The sequence below is a fragment of the Nocardioides sp. NPDC006303 genome, assembly GCF_040613175.1.
In the GTDB taxonomy this organism is placed as follows: domain Bacteria; phylum Actinomycetota; class Actinomycetes; order Propionibacteriales; family Nocardioidaceae; genus Nocardioides.
The window spans coordinates 41237-56095 of record NZ_JBEXRR010000027.1 but is presented as its reverse complement, the minus strand read 5'-3'; the positions used below and the strand labels follow the sequence as shown (position 1 = coordinate 56095).

General features: G+C 70.0%; 12 protein-coding genes. All 12 read right to left on the bottom strand.

What is annotated here, in order from left to right; all coding sequences use genetic code 11:
* Positions 1–6: 6 nt before the first annotated feature.
* Complete coding sequence (gene murC / locus ABZY89_RS19750) at positions 7–1425, bottom strand: UDP-N-acetylmuramate--L-alanine ligase (RefSeq protein WP_355229920.1); 1419 nt, start codon at positions 1423–1425, stop codon at positions 7–9.
* Positions 1422–2498 (bottom strand): undecaprenyldiphospho-muramoylpentapeptide beta-N-acetylglucosaminyltransferase, encoded by a 1077-nt coding sequence (gene murG / locus ABZY89_RS19745; RefSeq protein WP_355229918.1) that lies wholly within the window; start codon positions 2496–2498, stop codon positions 1422–1424. The genes murC and murG overlap by 4 nt, the downstream gene beginning before the upstream one ends.
* A gap of 13 nt (positions 2499–2511) precedes the next feature.
* On the bottom strand, positions 2512–3804 hold the full coding sequence (ftsW, locus tag ABZY89_RS19740) for a putative lipid II flippase FtsW (protein ID WP_355229916.1): 1293 nt from the start codon (positions 3802–3804) through the stop codon (positions 2512–2514).
* A 108-nt stretch (positions 3805–3912) separates the two neighbouring features.
* Positions 3913–5376: a UDP-N-acetylmuramoyl-L-alanine--D-glutamate ligase gene (gene murD / locus ABZY89_RS19735; RefSeq protein WP_355229914.1), complete on the bottom strand. Its 1464-nt coding sequence runs from the start codon at positions 5374–5376 to the stop codon at positions 3913–3915.
* A complete protein-coding gene (gene mraY / locus ABZY89_RS19730; protein ID WP_355229913.1) occupies positions 5376–6494 on the bottom strand; it encodes a phospho-N-acetylmuramoyl-pentapeptide-transferase in 1119 nt (372 codons plus the stop codon). The genes murD and mraY overlap by 1 nt, the downstream gene beginning before the upstream one ends.
* Before the next feature lie 137 nt (positions 6495–6631).
* Positions 6632–8092: a UDP-N-acetylmuramoyl-L-alanyl-D-glutamate--2,6-diaminopimelate ligase gene (locus ABZY89_RS19725; protein ID WP_355229971.1), complete on the bottom strand. Its 1461-nt coding sequence runs from the start codon at positions 8090–8092 to the stop codon at positions 6632–6634.
* Between the two features lie 139 nt (positions 8093–8231).
* Positions 8232–9947 carry an MFS transporter gene (locus ABZY89_RS19720; RefSeq protein WP_355229911.1) on the bottom strand — a complete coding sequence of 572 codons (1716 nt, stop codon included), beginning with the start codon at positions 9945–9947 and terminating at the stop codon, positions 8232–8234.
* Positions 9948–10002: 55 nt separating this feature from the next.
* A complete protein-coding gene (locus ABZY89_RS19715) occupies positions 10003–10437 on the bottom strand; it encodes a MarR family transcriptional regulator (RefSeq protein WP_355229910.1) in 435 nt (144 codons plus the stop codon).
* A 154-nt stretch (positions 10438–10591) separates the two neighbouring features.
* Entirely contained in the window at positions 10592–12415 is a 1824-nt protein-coding gene (locus tag ABZY89_RS19710; protein ID WP_355229908.1) for a penicillin-binding protein 2, read from the bottom strand.
* Between the two features lie 12 nt (positions 12416–12427).
* On the bottom strand, positions 12428–13024 hold the full coding sequence (locus ABZY89_RS19705; protein WP_355229906.1) for a hypothetical protein: 597 nt from the start codon (positions 13022–13024) through the stop codon (positions 12428–12430).
* Positions 13021–14019 (bottom strand): 16S rRNA (cytosine(1402)-N(4))-methyltransferase RsmH, encoded by a 999-nt coding sequence (gene rsmH / locus ABZY89_RS19700; protein ID WP_355229904.1) that lies wholly within the window; start codon positions 14017–14019, stop codon positions 13021–13023. Before rsmH ends, ABZY89_RS19705 begins: the two co-directional genes overlap by 4 nt.
* Before the next feature lie 259 nt (positions 14020–14278).
* Complete coding sequence (mraZ, locus tag ABZY89_RS19695; protein ID WP_231380332.1) at positions 14279–14692, bottom strand: division/cell wall cluster transcriptional repressor MraZ; 414 nt, start codon at positions 14690–14692, stop codon at positions 14279–14281.
* Positions 14693–14859 lie beyond the last annotated feature (167 nt).

Sequence of the window (14859 nt, the reverse complement as noted above, 5' to 3'; positions counted from 1 at the left end):
CCAGCGTTACTGCTCTGCCGTACGTAGCCTGGCGAGCACCATCGGGCCCACCTCGGTCACGGTACCTGCCCCGAGCGTCAGAACCAGGTCACCCGGCCGGGCGCGGCGGGCCAGCTCGGCGGCGGCCTCCTCGAGCCCGGCGACGCTGACGACCCGGTCGGGCGGCAGCGGCACTGCGTCGGCGACGAGCTTGCCGGTGACCTCGGGGTCGTAGTCCTCGCGGGCGAGGTAGACGTCGAGGACGACGACCTCGTCGGCGGCACCGAGCACGCGGCCCATCTCCTCGCCGAAGATCCGGGTGCGGGAGACCATGTGCGGCTGGAAGGCGACGATGAGCCGCCCCTGCCCCGCCACGGACCGGCCGGAGACGAGGTCGCCGGCGATCTCGGAGGGGTGGTGGGCGTAGGAGTCGTAGACGCGTACGCCTGCGGCCTCTCCCTTGCGCTCCATCCGCCGCCGGGTGCCGGTGAACGACTCCAGCCCCGCCTTGAGCAGGTCGAAGGAGTGACCGAGACGCAGGCCGACCGTCAACGCGGCCAGCGCGTCGGCGACGTAGTGGCGGCCGGGGATCTGCAGCGTGATCCGGCCCAGCTCGTCGAGCCCGTCGACGACGGTGAAGGAGGAGGTGGTGCCCTCCAGGACGACGTCGACGGCACGTACGTCGGCCAGCTCCGACTCACCGACGCCGATGAAGCGGCGGCCGAGCGAGTGGGCGACGTGACGCAGGTCGGCGGCGCCGGGGTCGTCGATGACCGCGACCAGGAACCCGTCGGGAGCCAGTCGCCCCACGAACTGGGCGAAACCCTCGCGGTAGGCCTCCTCGGTCCCCCACTGGTCGAGGTGGTCGGCCTCGACGTTGGTGACGACCGCGGCGTACGGCTTGTAGACCAAGAAGGCGCCGTCGGACTCGTCCGCCTCGGCGACGAAGAGGTCGCCCGAACCCTCGGCAGCGTTGGTGCCCGAGGCGGCCAGCTCGCCACCGACGGTGTAGGTCGGCGCGGCGCCCGCGGTCTGAAGGGAGACGGTCAACAGGGAGGTGGTGGTGGTCTTGCCGTGGGTGCCGGCGACGGCGAGGACGCGGCGGCCCTCCATCACCGAGGCCAGGCCGGCCGAGCGCGGGTAGATCCGCAGGCCCTTCTCGACGGCCGCGACGTACTCGGGGTTGTCCTCGCGGATCGCGGTGGAGACGATCAGCGTGTCGACGCCGTCGACCTGGGAGGCGTCGTGACCGACGTAGACGGTCGCGCCCTCCTCGCGCAGCGCTGCGACCATCGACGAGTCGGCGCCGTCGCTGCCGGAGACCTCGATCCCGCGGGCCAGCATGACCCGGGCGATCGCGGACAGGCCCGCCCCACCGATGCCGATGAAGTGGACCCGGCCCAGCTGCTCGGCCGGAAGGATGTGCTCAGGAACCGGAACTCTCATGACCTGCCTCCTGCTACGACCTCGAAGATCATCCGCGCCAGCCGTTCGTCGGCGTCGCGCGGCACCAGGTCGCTGGCGGCCTTCGACATCGCCTCGAGGCGGGCGCGGTCGGTGACGATCGGGGGTACGTGGCTGGTGACCCAGGCGGCATTCATGTCGGCGTCGGAGACGAGCACGGCGCCACCTGCGTCGACGACGGCGCGGGCGTTGAGGGCCTGCTCGCCGTTGCCGATCGGGAGAGGTACGTAGACGGCTGGGACCCCGACGGCGCTCGCCTCGATCACCGAGTTGGCGCCGGAGCGACAGATCATCAGGTCCGCGGCGGCCAGCGCGAGGTCCATCCGGTCGACGTAGTTGAGCACGTGGTAGCCGGGGCCGGGCGAGACCATCTCGTTCTTCGGGCCGATCACGTGGAGCACCTGGATCCCGTTGCTGGCCAGGGCCGGGTAGGCGCCGGAGACCGACTCGTTGATCGTCCGGGCGCCCTGTGAGCCACCGGTGACCACGATCGTGGGGCGGTGCTGGTCGAGCCCGAAGAAGCTGCGTGCCTCGGCGCGCAGCGCCCAGCGGTCCAACGTCGAGATCATCCGGCGGATCGGCAGCCCGATGTATTCGGCCTTGGGCAGCTTGGTGTCCGGGAAGCTCACCGCGACCCGGTCGGCAAGCCGAGCACCGACCTTGTTGGCGTAGCCGGGCATCGAGTTGCCCTCATGGACGATCACCGGGATGTGGCGCCGCTTCGCGGCGATGTAGGCAGGCACCGAGACGTACCCGCCGTAGCCGACGACCACGTCGGGCCGGACCCGGTCGAGCACCTCGTACGTCGCGTCGACCGCGCCCTTCAGGTTGGCCGGCACCTTCAGCAGGTCGCTGCTGAGCTGGCGCGGCATCGGGACGGGCGGGATCAGCTCGAGCGGGTAGCCCGCGGCGGGAACGACCTGGTTCTCCAGGCCGCGAGGCGTGCCGAGGCAGGTCACCTCCACGCTGGGGTCCAGACGGCGCAGGGCGTCAGCCGTGGCGAGCAGGGGGGATGTGTGTCCGGCGGTGCCACCACCGGCGAGGAGGGCCTTCATGATGCGTCCGAACTTATCGGTTGCGTTGAGCGGACCGGTAAGCGGCTGCCTGGCGGGCTCGATCCTTTGCCAAGGCTTTACGCTGCTTCAGCGCCGCGGCTGCCGCAGGTTCACGACGGGCGAAGCCGATCACGACGCCCAGCGCCACCATCGACGGGATCAGCGCCGAGCCGCCGTAGGAGACCAGCGGCAGCGGGATGCCGATGACCGGCAGCAGCGCGAGCACCATGCCGACGTTGATGATCATCTGGCCCAGCAGCCAGACCAGCACGCCGAAGCTGAAGTAGCGTACGAACGGCCGGTCGGTCTGGCGCGCGACCTTGATCAGCGCGAAGGCGAGGGTCAGGAAGAGGCCGACGACGAGCAGGGTGCCGACCAGGCCGAGCTCCTCGCCGAGCACCGCGAAGATGTAGTCGGTGTGGGCCTCGGGCAGGTCGCCCCACTTCTGCTGTGACGCCCCGATCCCCTGCCCCAGGATGCCGCCCGAGCTGAGGGCGTAGAGACCGTGGGAGGGCTGCCAGCCCTGTCCGTGGTAGTCCTTGAACGGGTCTGCGAAGCTGGTCAGCCGGGCAAGGCGCTCGGTGTCGGTGCTGATCAGGAAGAGCACCGAGACACCGATGATCGAGATCGCCATCCCGAACAGCCGCCCGGGCGCTCCGACCACCCACAGCATCCCGAGCACGATCGCGAAGAAGACCAGCGCGGTGCCGAGGTCCCGGCCGGCGAGGACGAGGCCGGTGGCCAGCGCGATGCCCGGCAGGACCGGCATCAGCACCTCGTGGAGGCTGTCGAGCCGGCGCTCCTTGAGCGCGTAGACGTGGGCCGCCCACAGCACGATCCCCAGCTTGGCGATCTCGCTCGGCTGGATCTTGACCGGGCCGGCCCCGATCCAGTTCTGCTGCCCGTTGACGTCGTGGCCCAGGAAGATGGTCAGGAAGAGCAGCACGCAGGCGATGACGTACCCCGGCCAGGCCAGCCGTCGCAGGTGCTTCGGCCTGATCCTGGAGGCGATGAACGCACACGGGATGCCGATGATCACCCACAGCACCTGCCGCCCGACGATCGCGTAGGAGTTGCCCATCTGGGTGTAGGCCCACACGCTCGAGGCGCTCAGCACCATGATCAGCCCGATGGTCAGCAGCAGCGCGGTGCTGGTGAGCAGCAGGTAGTAGGCGGCCAGCGGCCGGTTCAGCGCCACCCTCAGCGCGTGGAACCAGGCCTTGAGGTAGCCGAGAACCGACTTCGGGTACGCCTTGGCCTGCTCGGCCGATCCGGAACCGGTCTGGTCGGGGCTGGTGGTCGTCACGGCCTACCTCCCAGTTGCGGTGCGACGTACGTCCATTACATTCTCGCCGCCGTCTCCGCGTTCGCGGCGCATCTCCCCCGCGTGTCGCCCCTGCCGAGGCGAGTGGGGTCAGAGCTGGCGGCGTACGGCGTCGGCGAAGGCTTCGCCGCGGGCCTTGTAGTCGCGGAACTGGTCCTGGCTGGCGCAGCCGGGGGCCAGGAGCACGGTGTCGCCGGGCTTGGCCAGCGCTGCGGCGATCTCGACGGCCTCCGCGAGAGCGGCCACGCCGTCGGGGTCGTCGAGCTCGACGATCTCCAGGTCGCCGGCGTGGGCGGCGAGGGCGGAGGCGATGACGTCGCGGTCCTGGCCGATCAGGATGACGGCCCGCAGCCGGTCGTGGATGGAGGCGACCAGGTCCTCGAAGCGGGCGCCCTTGGCCAGCCCGCCGGCGATCCAGATCACCGGGTCGTAGGCCTGCAGCGAGGCCTGGGCGGCGTGCGGGTTGGTCGCCTTGGAGTCGTCGACCCAGGTGACGCCGCCGGCCTCGGCGACGACCTCGATGCGGTGGCCGTCGGGACGGAACGACTTCAGCCCGTCGCGTACGGCGGCCTGGGAGACCCCGTGCGCCCGGGCGAGCGCGGCCGCGGCCAGCGCGTTCTGGACGTAGTGGGGCGCGGAGGAGGCGAGGTCGGAGATCTGGCACAGCTCCGCGGCGGAGGTCTGACGCTCCTCGATGAAGGCCCGGTCGACCAGGATGTCCTCGACGATCCCGAGCTGACCCACCGCCGGGGTGCCGAGGGTGAAGCCGATCGCGCGGGCGCCCTCGACGACGTCGGCCTCCTCGACCAGGTGGAGCGTGGCCTCGTCGGCGACGTTGTAGACGCAGGCCAGCTCGACGCCCTCGTAGACGCGGCCCTTGTCGGCGGCGTACTCCTTCATCGAGGGGTACCAGTCGAGGTGGTCCTCGGCGATGTTGAGGACGACGGCCGCCTCGGCGCCCATCGAGGAGGTGTAGTGGAGCTGGAAGGAGGAGAGCTCCACGGCGAAGACGTCGTAGGGCTCGGGGTCCATCACGGCCTCGACGATCGGCAGGCCGACGTTGCCGACGGCGACGGACCGGAGCCCGGCGGTACGCAGGATGTTGTCGAGCATCTGCACGGTCGTGGTCTTGCCGTTGGTGCCGGTGACCGCCAGCCAGGGGGCGGCGTTGTCGGGGTCGCGAAGCCGCCAGGCGAGCTCGACCTCTCCCCAGATCGGGATCCCGCGCTCGCGCGCCTGGGCGAGCAGCGGAGCCGTCGGCCTCCAGCCGGGCGAGGTGACCACGACGTCGACGTCGTCGGGCAGCACGTGGGTGGCGCCCTCGCCGAGGCGTACGTCGGCACCCAGGATGCCGAGGAGCTTGGCCTTCTCCTGGCGTTCTTCGTCGCCCGGCGACTCGTCGAGCGCGATCACCGAGGCACCCAGGTGGGTGAGGTTGTCGGCGGCGGCGAAACCGGAGACGCCGAAGCCGGCCACGACCGCCTTCACGCCCTCCCAGGAGTCGTTGCGGCCGAGCTTGTCGAGCTTCTCGGACTTGTCCTCTGGCTCAGTCATCAGATGGTCGCCACCCATTCGGCGTAGAAGATTCCCAGACCGGCCGCGACGCAGAGGCCGGTGATGATCCAGAACCGGATCACCACGGTCACCTGTTCCCAGCCGAGCATCTCGAAGTGGTGATGGATCGGTGTCATCCGGAAGATCCGCTTCGGGGTGCCGGTCACCTTGCGGGTGATCTTGAACCAACCGGTCTGCAGGATCACCGAGACCGTCTCGGTCACGAAGAGGCCGCCGAGGATGATCAGCAGGAACTCGGTGTGCGACAGGATCGCGAACCCGGCCAGCACGGAGCCGAGCGCCAGCGAGCCGGTGTCGCCCATGAAGATCCTCGCCGGGCTCGCGTTCCACCACAGGAAGCCGATGCAGGCGCCGCTGATCGCGGCGCCGAGGATCGCCATGTCGAGCGGGTCGCGCACCTCGTAGCAGGTGCCGATCTCCACGCTCGGGCGGCCGCAGCGCTGGTTGTTCTGCCAGATCGAGATGATCGTGTAGGCGGCGAAGACGATCGCAGAGGAGGCCGCCAGCAGCCCGTCCAGGCCGTCGGTGAGGTTGGTGGCGTTGGAGGTGCCGGTGACCATGATCCAGAAGATCACCAGCAGGAGGGCTCCACCGAGCCAGTAGAGGATCCCGTCCCCGGCGAGGAAGTGTGGACCGAAGTCACGGATGAAGGAGAGCTGGTCGGCCGCCGGCGTGATGCCGTCGGCGTTGGCCAGCCCGGGGTGGATCGCCACCGCACCGAAGCCCACCGCGACCAGCGTCTGCCCGACCATCTTGGACCACGCGCGCAGACCGAGGTTGCGCTGCATGAAGACCTTGATGAAGTCGTCGACGAAGCCGACCGCGGCCATTCCCACCAGGAGGAAGAGCAGCAGATAGGCCGTCGCGCTCGGGGCGTCCCCGGTCAACAGCTTGGCCGCGAAGTAGCCCACGACGACCGAGATCACGATCGCGACGCCACCCATGGTCGGGGTGCCTCGCTTGGTGCGATGGGTGGTCGGCCCGTCCTCGCGGATCTCCTGGCCGTAGCCCAACTTCGTGAACTGTACGATCGCAAATCGGGTGCCGAGCAGCGAGAACAGAAGCGCAATCGCTCCGCTCAGCAAGATCGCTCTCATGTCAGCCGGGTGCCTTCCTTGCCATGCCGTTCATGTCCTTGCCCCCGGGCCGGTGTGCATAGCGAAGACACCGGCCCCCGGCATTCTTCCCTACGGCTTCGCCGGCTCTGCGGCACCCCGCCGTATCGGCACATCGATCACTGTGTGGCCAACGCCGCACGGACGACCTCGCGGTCGTCGAACGGGTGCGTGACGCCGTTGATCTCCTGGCCCGTCTCATGCCCCTTACCTGCGACGACGACGATGTCGCCGGGCTCGGCGAGAGTGATGGCGCGTACGATCGCGGCCCGCCGGTCGCCGATCTCCTCGACGCTCGCGCTGCCGTCGGTGGTGCCCTCGAGCACCTGCCGCCGGATGCTCGCCGGGTCCTCGGTGCGGGGGTTGTCGTCGGTGACGATCACGTGGTCGGCCAGGCGCGCGCTGATCTCCCCCATGATCGGCCGCTTGCCGGTGTCGCGGTCTCCCCCGGCACCGATCACCACGATCAGCCGGGACTCGGTCAGCGGACGGAGCGTGCCGAGCGCGGCCTCGACCGCATCCGGCTTGTGCGCGTAGTCGACCACGACGGTGAACGGCTGGCCCTCGTCGATCCGCTCGAGGCGTCCCGGGACGCCGGAGCCCTTGGCGAGGGCGGTGGCGACGTCGCGCACCACGGTCTCCTCGCCGTACGCGTGGTGGATGCTGGCCAGGGCGGCGAGGGTGTTGCTGACGTTGTAGTCGCCGGCCAGAGGGCTGGCGCCCGGGAACTCCAGCCCGCCGGGGCCGTGGACGGTGAAGGTGGAGCCGTCGGGGCGCAGCTCGACGTCGGTGGCGCGCCAGTCGGCGGTGTCGTCGTGCAGGGCGTAGGTGACGATCGGGATCGTCGCCTCGGCGGCGAGGCGCCGGCCGTGCTCGTCGTCGATGTTGACAATGCCCAACATCGCCCGCTCCGGGGTGAACAGGTCGGCCTTCGCCGCGTAGTAGTCCTCGACCGTCTCGTGGAAGTCGAGGTGGTCGCGGCCCAGGTTGAGGAAGACGGCGACGTCGAAGACGACCCCGTCGACGCGGCCCATCACCAGGGCGTGGGAGGAGACCTCCATGGCGCACGCCTCGGTCCCCTCCTCGACCATCCGGGCGAAGAGACCGTGCAGGTCGGGAGCCTCGGGCGTGGTCAGCGGCGTCTTCACGTCGCGCCCACCGATCCGGGTGCCGACGGTGCCGATGACGCCGGCGCGGTGGCCGGCGTCGAGCAGCGCGCTCTCGGCCAGCCGGGTGGTCGTCGTCTTGCCCTGGGTGCCGGTGACCCCGATCAGCCGCAGCTTGCCCGACGGGTTGCCGTAGACGCGGGCCGAGACCGAGCCGAGCACCTTGCGCGGTTTCTCGACGAGCAGCACGGGCACCTCACCGAGACCCTGGGACTCCAGCTCGGCGGCGCCGGCGGCGTCGGTGAGCACCGCGACCGCTCCGGCCTCGACGGCACTGGCGGCGTAGCTGGCGCCGTGTGCCCGGCTCCCGGGGACGGCGGCGTAGAGGTCACCGGGCAGCACCCGTTGGGAGCTCAGCGTGACCCCGGTGACACGGGCCTCGCCCCGTACGTCCAGGCCGAACTCGCCGGCCAGCTCGGCCAGCGTCACCGGCTCGGTCACTCGCGGGCGGGTCGGGCTCTTGGGATCCGCCGTCTCGTACGCACTGCTCACCTGGCGAAGGTTATCCGCCCGGCGGGACCAGGTCCCGCCGGGCCGACCTCAGGCGTGGCGTTCAGGCGTGGCGTAGCTGGGTCAATGCTGCGGCGCTGAGCTCGTGCGGCTCCTGGCCTGGAACGACGAGCACGACGGGTACGCCGGCGTTCCGCACGACCGCGGAGGTGATCGAGCCGTCGGCGAGCTGGGCGGCACGGCCCCGGGGCGAGGAGCCGAGCGCGATCGTGCGGACCCGGGCCTCGGTGGCGTACCTGGCCAGCACCATCCCAGCGCTGGCGTGGTCGCCGACGCTGTGCAGCACCAGGCCGGACGCGCTCACGCCGCGGGCGGCGAGGCGGTCCAGGTGGGCGCGTACGGTCGCAGCGGCCATCTCCGGCTCCTCGGCGTCGATGGCGAGCTCCTCGACGACCTCGGTCTCGCGGACGTGGACGACCTCGAGCGGAGCGCCCTCGGCCGCGGCCATCTCTGCTGCCCGGTCGACGACCGCGTCGGCATCGAGGGTGGCGCCGACGGCGACCAGCACGGGACGGCCCTCACCACGGACCGGGCCGACGGGCTCGAGCGTCGGTGCGACCGGCTCGGCGGTCTCGGCCGACTCGGCGGCCGTGATCAGCTTGTGGCCGCTGGCCAGGACGGGGATCGCGACCAGGAACGCGGCGGCGCCGACATAGAAGGCCACCGACTGGTCAGTCGCCTCGGCGATCTTGCCCGCGGCGAAGGGCGCGAGACCGCCGCCGATGAAGCGTACGAAACCGTAGGCCGACGACGCGATCGGCCGCTCCACCGGCGAGACCAGCATGACCGCCTGGGTGGTCAGCGTGTTGTTGAGGCCGACGAAGATGCCGGACAGGATCACGGCCACGATGACCACGGTCGGCGAGGAGACACCGAGGCCGATGACGGCGAGCAGGGCGCCGAGACCGAGCAGGTTGACGTAGAGGGTCGGCGCGGTGCCGAAGCGGCGCTGCGCCCACGGCGCACCCCACACGGCGAAGACAGCGACGAGGATGCCCCAGGCGAAGAAGACCCAGCCGAGCTGGAGCGGGTCGTGCAGCCCCATCGGGTAGGGCGCGTAGCCGAGCAGGGTGAAGAAGCCCCAGTTGTAGAGCAGCGCCATGATGCCCATCGTCAGCAGCCCGCGGTGGCGCAGCGCGGCGAGCGGCGCGAGCAGGGTGACCTTCTTCTCCGGCTTGGGCGTCGGCGGCAGAAAGACCAGCGTGGCGACCAGCGCGATCGCCATCAGCGCGGAGACGCCGAAGAACGGGCCGCGCCAGGAGATGCCACCGAGGACGCCGCCGAGGAGCGGGCCGACCGCGATGCCGAGGCCGAGCGCGGTCTCGTAGAGGATGATCGCCCCCGCGAACCCTCCGGTCGCCGAGCCGACGATGACGGCGAGGCTGGTGGAGATGAACAGCGCGTTGCCCAGGCCCCAGCCGGCCCGGAAGCCGACGATGCCGTCGACACCGTCGACAGTCCCGGCCAGCCCGGCGAAGACCACGATCAGCACCAGGCCGAGGATCAGGGTCCACTTGGCGCCGATCCGGCTGGAGACCCAGCCGACGCCGATCATCGCCACGGCGGTCACCACGAGGTAGCTGGTGAACAGCAGCGACACCTGCGCGGGTGTCGCGGCCAGCTCCTCGGCGAGCACCGGCAGGATCGGGTCGACGAGCCCGATGCCCATGAACGACACCACGCACGCGAACGCGACCGCCCACACGGCGCGTGGTTGCTTGAACGGACTTGCGGCAGCTGCCCCTTGGTGGGAGCTCATTCTTCTTGCCTCTTCTCAGACGTTGGTTTCGACGCGTCGCCGGCAGGCCGGCGCGTCAGGAATCGAGCACGGCGTCGACGAGCCGGTCGAGTGCGGGCAGCGCCGCCGCGATGGCGGCACGGTCCTCGGTCGAGACCCGGGCCAGGGCGGCGTCGAGCACACCGGCTCGCTGCCCGCGCCTGGTCTCGAGGACCTCACGTCCGGCGTCGGTGACCTCGACCAGGACCGCGCGCCTGTCGGCGTCATCGGCGACCCGGGCGAGCATCCCCTGCTGGGTGAGCCGGTTGACCAGCTGCGTCATCGCGGGCTGGGACACCCCGGCGACCTTTGCCAGGTCCGTGACCCGCTGCGGTCCCGTCCTCGCCAGCCCGGCCAGCACCGTGGCCGCCGTCGGCGACACGTCCCCAGCGGTCGACACCTCCCGCACCAGTCGCACCACCTTCTCGAGGGCGAGCGACAGGTCACGTCCGGAGGCAGGTGTCGTACTCACCCGAGAAACATAACATACCTATGTTATGCATTTGGGTTGGATCATCTGTCTCATCCGTCACAGCGCACAGGCAATGCCTGCACTTCTCTGGTGTTGCAATGCCCGAGAAGTGCAGGAATACCCGGTTAACCGGGTATTCCTGCAGCCGCGCAACTCACCAACCAGTGGGCATCTTCGAAGGCTCGGTGCCGGTCGGCGGGACGCCGTAGCGACGCAGGGCGAATGACATGATCTGGGAGAAGACCGGGCCGGTGACGGTGCCACCGCCACCACCGTTGCCGGGGTTGTGGATGGCCACGTAGACCGTGAACCGCGGGTCGTCGGTGGGGGCGAAACCGCCGAAGGAGACCGTGGTGGTGCCGTCGTAGCACTTGCACTCGGAGTTGACCCGCTGCGCGGTACCGGTCTTGCCGGAGACGCGGTAGCCGGGAACGGCGGCCTGCGGAGCGGTGGCGTTGTCCGGGTCGTTGATGACCCGCTCCATCATCTCCCCGGTCTGGGAGGCGGCCTCCTCGGAGACCACGCGGGTGCGATCGGCGGTGTCGGTGCCGACCTCGATGCCGGAGTTGTTGGTGGCGCTCCCGGCGATGAGGCTGGGGTCGATGCGTACGCCGCCGTTGGCGATCGTGTTGAGCGCGGCGGTCATCTGCACGGCGTTGACCGAGATCGACTGGCCGAAGTCGATGCGGTCCTCATCTGCCGGGTTCCAGGTCTCCGGCGAGGCGAGCAGACCGGCCGACTCGGTGTCGAGGCCGAGGCCGGTGCGCCGACCCTGACCGAAGGCGGCCAGGTAGTCGCGCAGCTGGCCGTCCTCGTACTTGTTCGCGGCCATCACGGTGCCGATGTTGGAGGACTTCGCGATCACACCGGCCAGGGTGAGCTTCTCCATGCCGTGCTCGTACCAGTCGTGGATGTCGGCATCGCCCGAGCGGTAGGACCCCGGCACCTTGAGCCTGGTCGAGGGCGAGACGAGCCCCTGGTCGAGCAGGCCGGCGACGGTGAGCACCTTCTGCACCGAGCCGGGCTCGTAGACGTTGGAGAGGGCGTTGCTCCCGCGCAGCGACTTCGGCGAGGCGGCCGGGTCGCGGGCATCGAAGGTCGGGTAGTCGGCCAGGCTCAGGATCTCGCCGGTCTGGGTGTCCATGACCACCGCCATCCCCGACTCCGCGCGCGACTTCTGCACGGCGTCCATCAGGGTCTGCTGCACGTAGTACTGCAGGTCGCGGTCGATGGTGAGCCTCAGGTCGTTGCCGTCGACCGGGTCGACGCGGTTGTTGGTGCCCAGCGGCATCCGCGTGCCGCTGACCGGGCTGGTCGCGTCGTACTCGGCGTGGCCGTCCTTGCCGGCCAGGTGCTTGTCGAAGGCGGCCTCGAGGCCCGCCAGCGGGCCGTCGTTGCCGAGGAAGCCGACGAGGTTGGCCGCGACGTCGCCGTTGGGGTAGTTGCGCAGCGGGTCACGGCTGGTCCACAGGCCCTGGTAGCCCTCCTCGCCCGCCTTCTCGACCGCGGCGGTCGCCTGGGTCGCGGGCACCTGACGCTTGATGTACTGGAACCGGCTGCCGTCCTTGCGGAGCTTGGCGAGCGCCGAGGCGTAGTCGACGCCGAGCTCCTTCGCCAGGAACGCGGCGATCGCCGGAGCGTCCTTCTTCGTCTGCTTCGGATCGGCCAGCACCATCAGCCCGTCGGAGGAGTCCGCCAGCGCCTCGCCGTCACGGTCGAGGATCTCGCCGCGCTCGGCCGGCAGCACGACGTCGACGACGTTCTCGGCGGCCGCCATCGCGGCGTACGAGTGCGGGTCGATGCCCTGCAGCTGCACCAGCCGGCCCCCGAAGACCGAGAGCACCATCGCCACCAGGATGAAGCCGACGCGGAGCCGGATGTGCACCGGCCCGCGTCGCTGCGTCGCCTTCGGCGTGGACCGCGAGGCAGAGCGGCGCGCCGGCCGGCGGACCTTCCGCTTGACCTGTCGCTGGGCCATCGCTCCGCTCCCCTACCGAGCCTCGCCCGAAGACGTACGCTGCTGCTCCTCGGCCGTCTGCTTCTCTGCCGCCTCCTGCTCGCGCTTCTTCTCGGCAAGCTCGGCCGCCTTCTTCTTCGCGGCGGCCGCCTCGGCCGCCTTCTGCTCGGCGACCAGCACGCTGTAGGGCTTGGCGACCTTCGGGTGCAGCGGCGGCGTCGCGGACCGGTCGGCCGCGGCCGCCTCGCCCTCGATCTTCGCCTCGGGGACCCGGAGCATGGCCGCGTTCTGCGGGACGACCATGCCGAGATCCTTCGCCTTGGCGGCGATCTTGTGCGGGTCCTCCATCTTCTTCAGCTCACCGTCGAGCGCCTGCTCCCGGGCGGCCAGCGTGGTCGCCTGCTCCTGCAGGCGCGCCTCTTGGAAGGCCGACTGCTGCATGGAGGTGTTGAAGACGAGCAGACCCACGACGCCACCGATGAGCAGCATCGAGACGAGCACGACGAACGGCAGTCGCGGCGCCATCGGGGCAGGCAGCGGCGCCGGCACGGCGGTGAGCCGTGTCTGGGTCGTCTCGGTGGCCCGGTCCGGGCTGCGCACGGGCGCCTGTGGCGCGGCGGCGATGCTCATCTGGCTGCTCCAGGGTTCGACTTGGGAAGGTTGGTTCGGGGCTTGGTGCGCTCCACCGCGCGCAGTCGCACCGAGGCGGCGCGCGGGTTCTCCTCGATCTCGGCTTCGTTGGCCTGCTCGGAACCACGGGTGAGCAGGCGGAACGACGGCTCGGCCTCGGGCGGCACGAACGGCATGTCCGGAGGTACGTCCAGCTTGGTCGCCTCGGTGAAGGCCCGCTTGGTGAGCCGGTCCTCGAGCGAGTGGTAGGACTCGACGACCACCCGGCCACCGACGCCGACGGCCTCGAGCGAGTCCGGCAGTGCCGTACGCAGTGCCCCGAGCTCGTCGTTGACCTCCATCCGCAGCGCCTGGAAGGTGCGCTTGGCCGGATGTCCGCCGGTGCGACGGGCAGGTGCCGGGATCTCCGCGTAGAGAAGCTCCACCAGAGGACCGCTCGTCGTGAACGGCACCGTCTCGCGACGCTTGACGATGGCGTAGGCGATCTTCTTGGCGAACTTCTCCTCGCCGTAGTCCCTCAGGATCCGGGTCAGGTCCGCCGCGGAGTAGTTGTTGAGGACGTCCGCCGCGGTCTGACCCCGGGTGGCGTCCATCCGCATGTCGAGCGGCGCGTCCTCCGCGTAGGCGAAGCCGCGCTCGCGCTGGTCGAGCTGCATCGAGGAGACACCGAGGTCGAAAAGGACCGCCTGGACCTCGTCCAGGCCCTGCCCGGCGACGACGTCGAGGATCTCGTCGTAGACCGCGTGGACGCCTGTCCACCGGTCGCCGAAGCGGGCCAGCCGCTCCCCCGCGATGCCGAGGGCATAGGTGTCCCGGTCGATGCCGATCACGCGTGATCCAGCGATCCGCTCGAGGACGGCCTCGGTGTGACCACCGTGACCCGTCGTGCAGTCGACCAGCACGCCACCATCGGCGAGCGCCGGCGCGAGCAGGTCGACGATGCGGTCGAGCATCACCGGCACGTGCTTCTGGTTCGTCACCGCCTCGACCCCCATCGCACGGCTTCGTCTGGTGTGTGTGCTGCCCTGCCTCTTTGATAGAGCCACGGGCTGACAACGCCACGGATCCGCAGAGCCAGGTCTCATGCCCGCTCCGTCACCACCAGGTGCCGTCCGGAGCCGGGGAAGGTGCCCCGGATGGCTGGATGAGTGGATGAGTGGAGCGGGACTGAGACCTCGTCCTGCGGATCCGCTGTTGACTTGTTTCGTTTCTGATCAGCTCTGCTGCTTGTCGCTTTGTCGATCTGTCCCTTTATCAGTCCGTCGACTCGTCGAGGTCTGCGAACTTGGCCTGTGCACCCGCGGAGTACTCCGCCCACTTGGCCGGGTCCCAGATCTCGATCCGGTCCATCACACCGATCACGACCACGTCCTTGACGATCCCGGCGTAGTCGCGCAGGAGCGGCGGAATGCCGATCCGGCCCTGCTTGTCGGGTGTCGTCTGCTCGGCCCCCGCAAAGAGGACACGGGCGTAGTCACGTGCGTCCCGAGAGGTGAGCGGCGTCTGCTGGGCCCGCTGCGCCTCCTGCATGAAGACGTCCTCGGGCCACACCACGAGGCAGTTCTCCTGACCTTGCGTCACGACAACCCCCTCCGCCAGTCGATCTCGGAACTTTGCCGGGAGGAAGATCCGGCCCTTCTCATCGAGCTTCGGCGTGTACGTGCCCATGAAGAACATGTGCTCGCCCCCGCGGTCAGCTCAACGTGGATCGTTCCTCCACTTTGCCCCACCGTACCCCACAATCCCCCACATTCAAACCACCTTCCTCCCCCACTAGGCGATTTCCCACCACCGCCCGCTCCCCCGGTCCGCGTCGGGCGGAAGCCGGCGGCATA

What these genes read in the sequence shown, in the direction of transcription:
- murC (WP_355229920.1), bottom strand. Translation starts at nt 1,425, where the DNA reads ATGAGAGTTCCGGTTCCTGAGCACATCCTTCCGGCCGAGCAGCTGGGC.
- murG (WP_355229918.1), bottom strand. Translation starts at nt 2,498, where the DNA reads ATGAAGGCCCTCCTCGCCGGTGGTGGCACCGCCGGACACACATCCCCC.
- murD (WP_355229914.1), bottom strand. Translation starts at nt 5,376, where the DNA reads ATGACTGAGCCAGAGGACAAGTCCGAGAAGCTCGACAAGCTCGGCCGC.
- mraY (WP_355229913.1), bottom strand. Translation starts at nt 6,494, where the DNA reads ATGAGAGCGATCTTGCTGAGCGGAGCGATTGCGCTTCTGTTCTCGCTG.
- ABZY89_RS19720 (WP_355229911.1), bottom strand. Translation starts at nt 9,947, where the DNA reads ATGAGCTCCCACCAAGGGGCAGCTGCCGCAAGTCCGTTCAAGCAACCA.
- ABZY89_RS19710 (WP_355229908.1), bottom strand. Translation starts at nt 12,415, where the DNA reads ATGGCCCAGCGACAGGTCAAGCGGAAGGTCCGCCGGCCGGCGCGCCGC.
- ABZY89_RS19705 (WP_355229906.1), bottom strand. Translation starts at nt 13,024, where the DNA reads ATGAGCATCGCCGCCGCGCCACAGGCGCCCGTGCGCAGCCCGGACCGG.
- rsmH (WP_355229904.1), bottom strand. Translation starts at nt 14,019, where the DNA reads ATGGGGGTCGAGGCGGTGACGAACCAGAAGCACGTGCCGGTGATGCTC.
- mraZ (WP_231380332.1), bottom strand. Translation starts at nt 14,692, where the DNA reads ATGGGCACGTACACGCCGAAGCTCGATGAGAAGGGCCGGATCTTCCTC.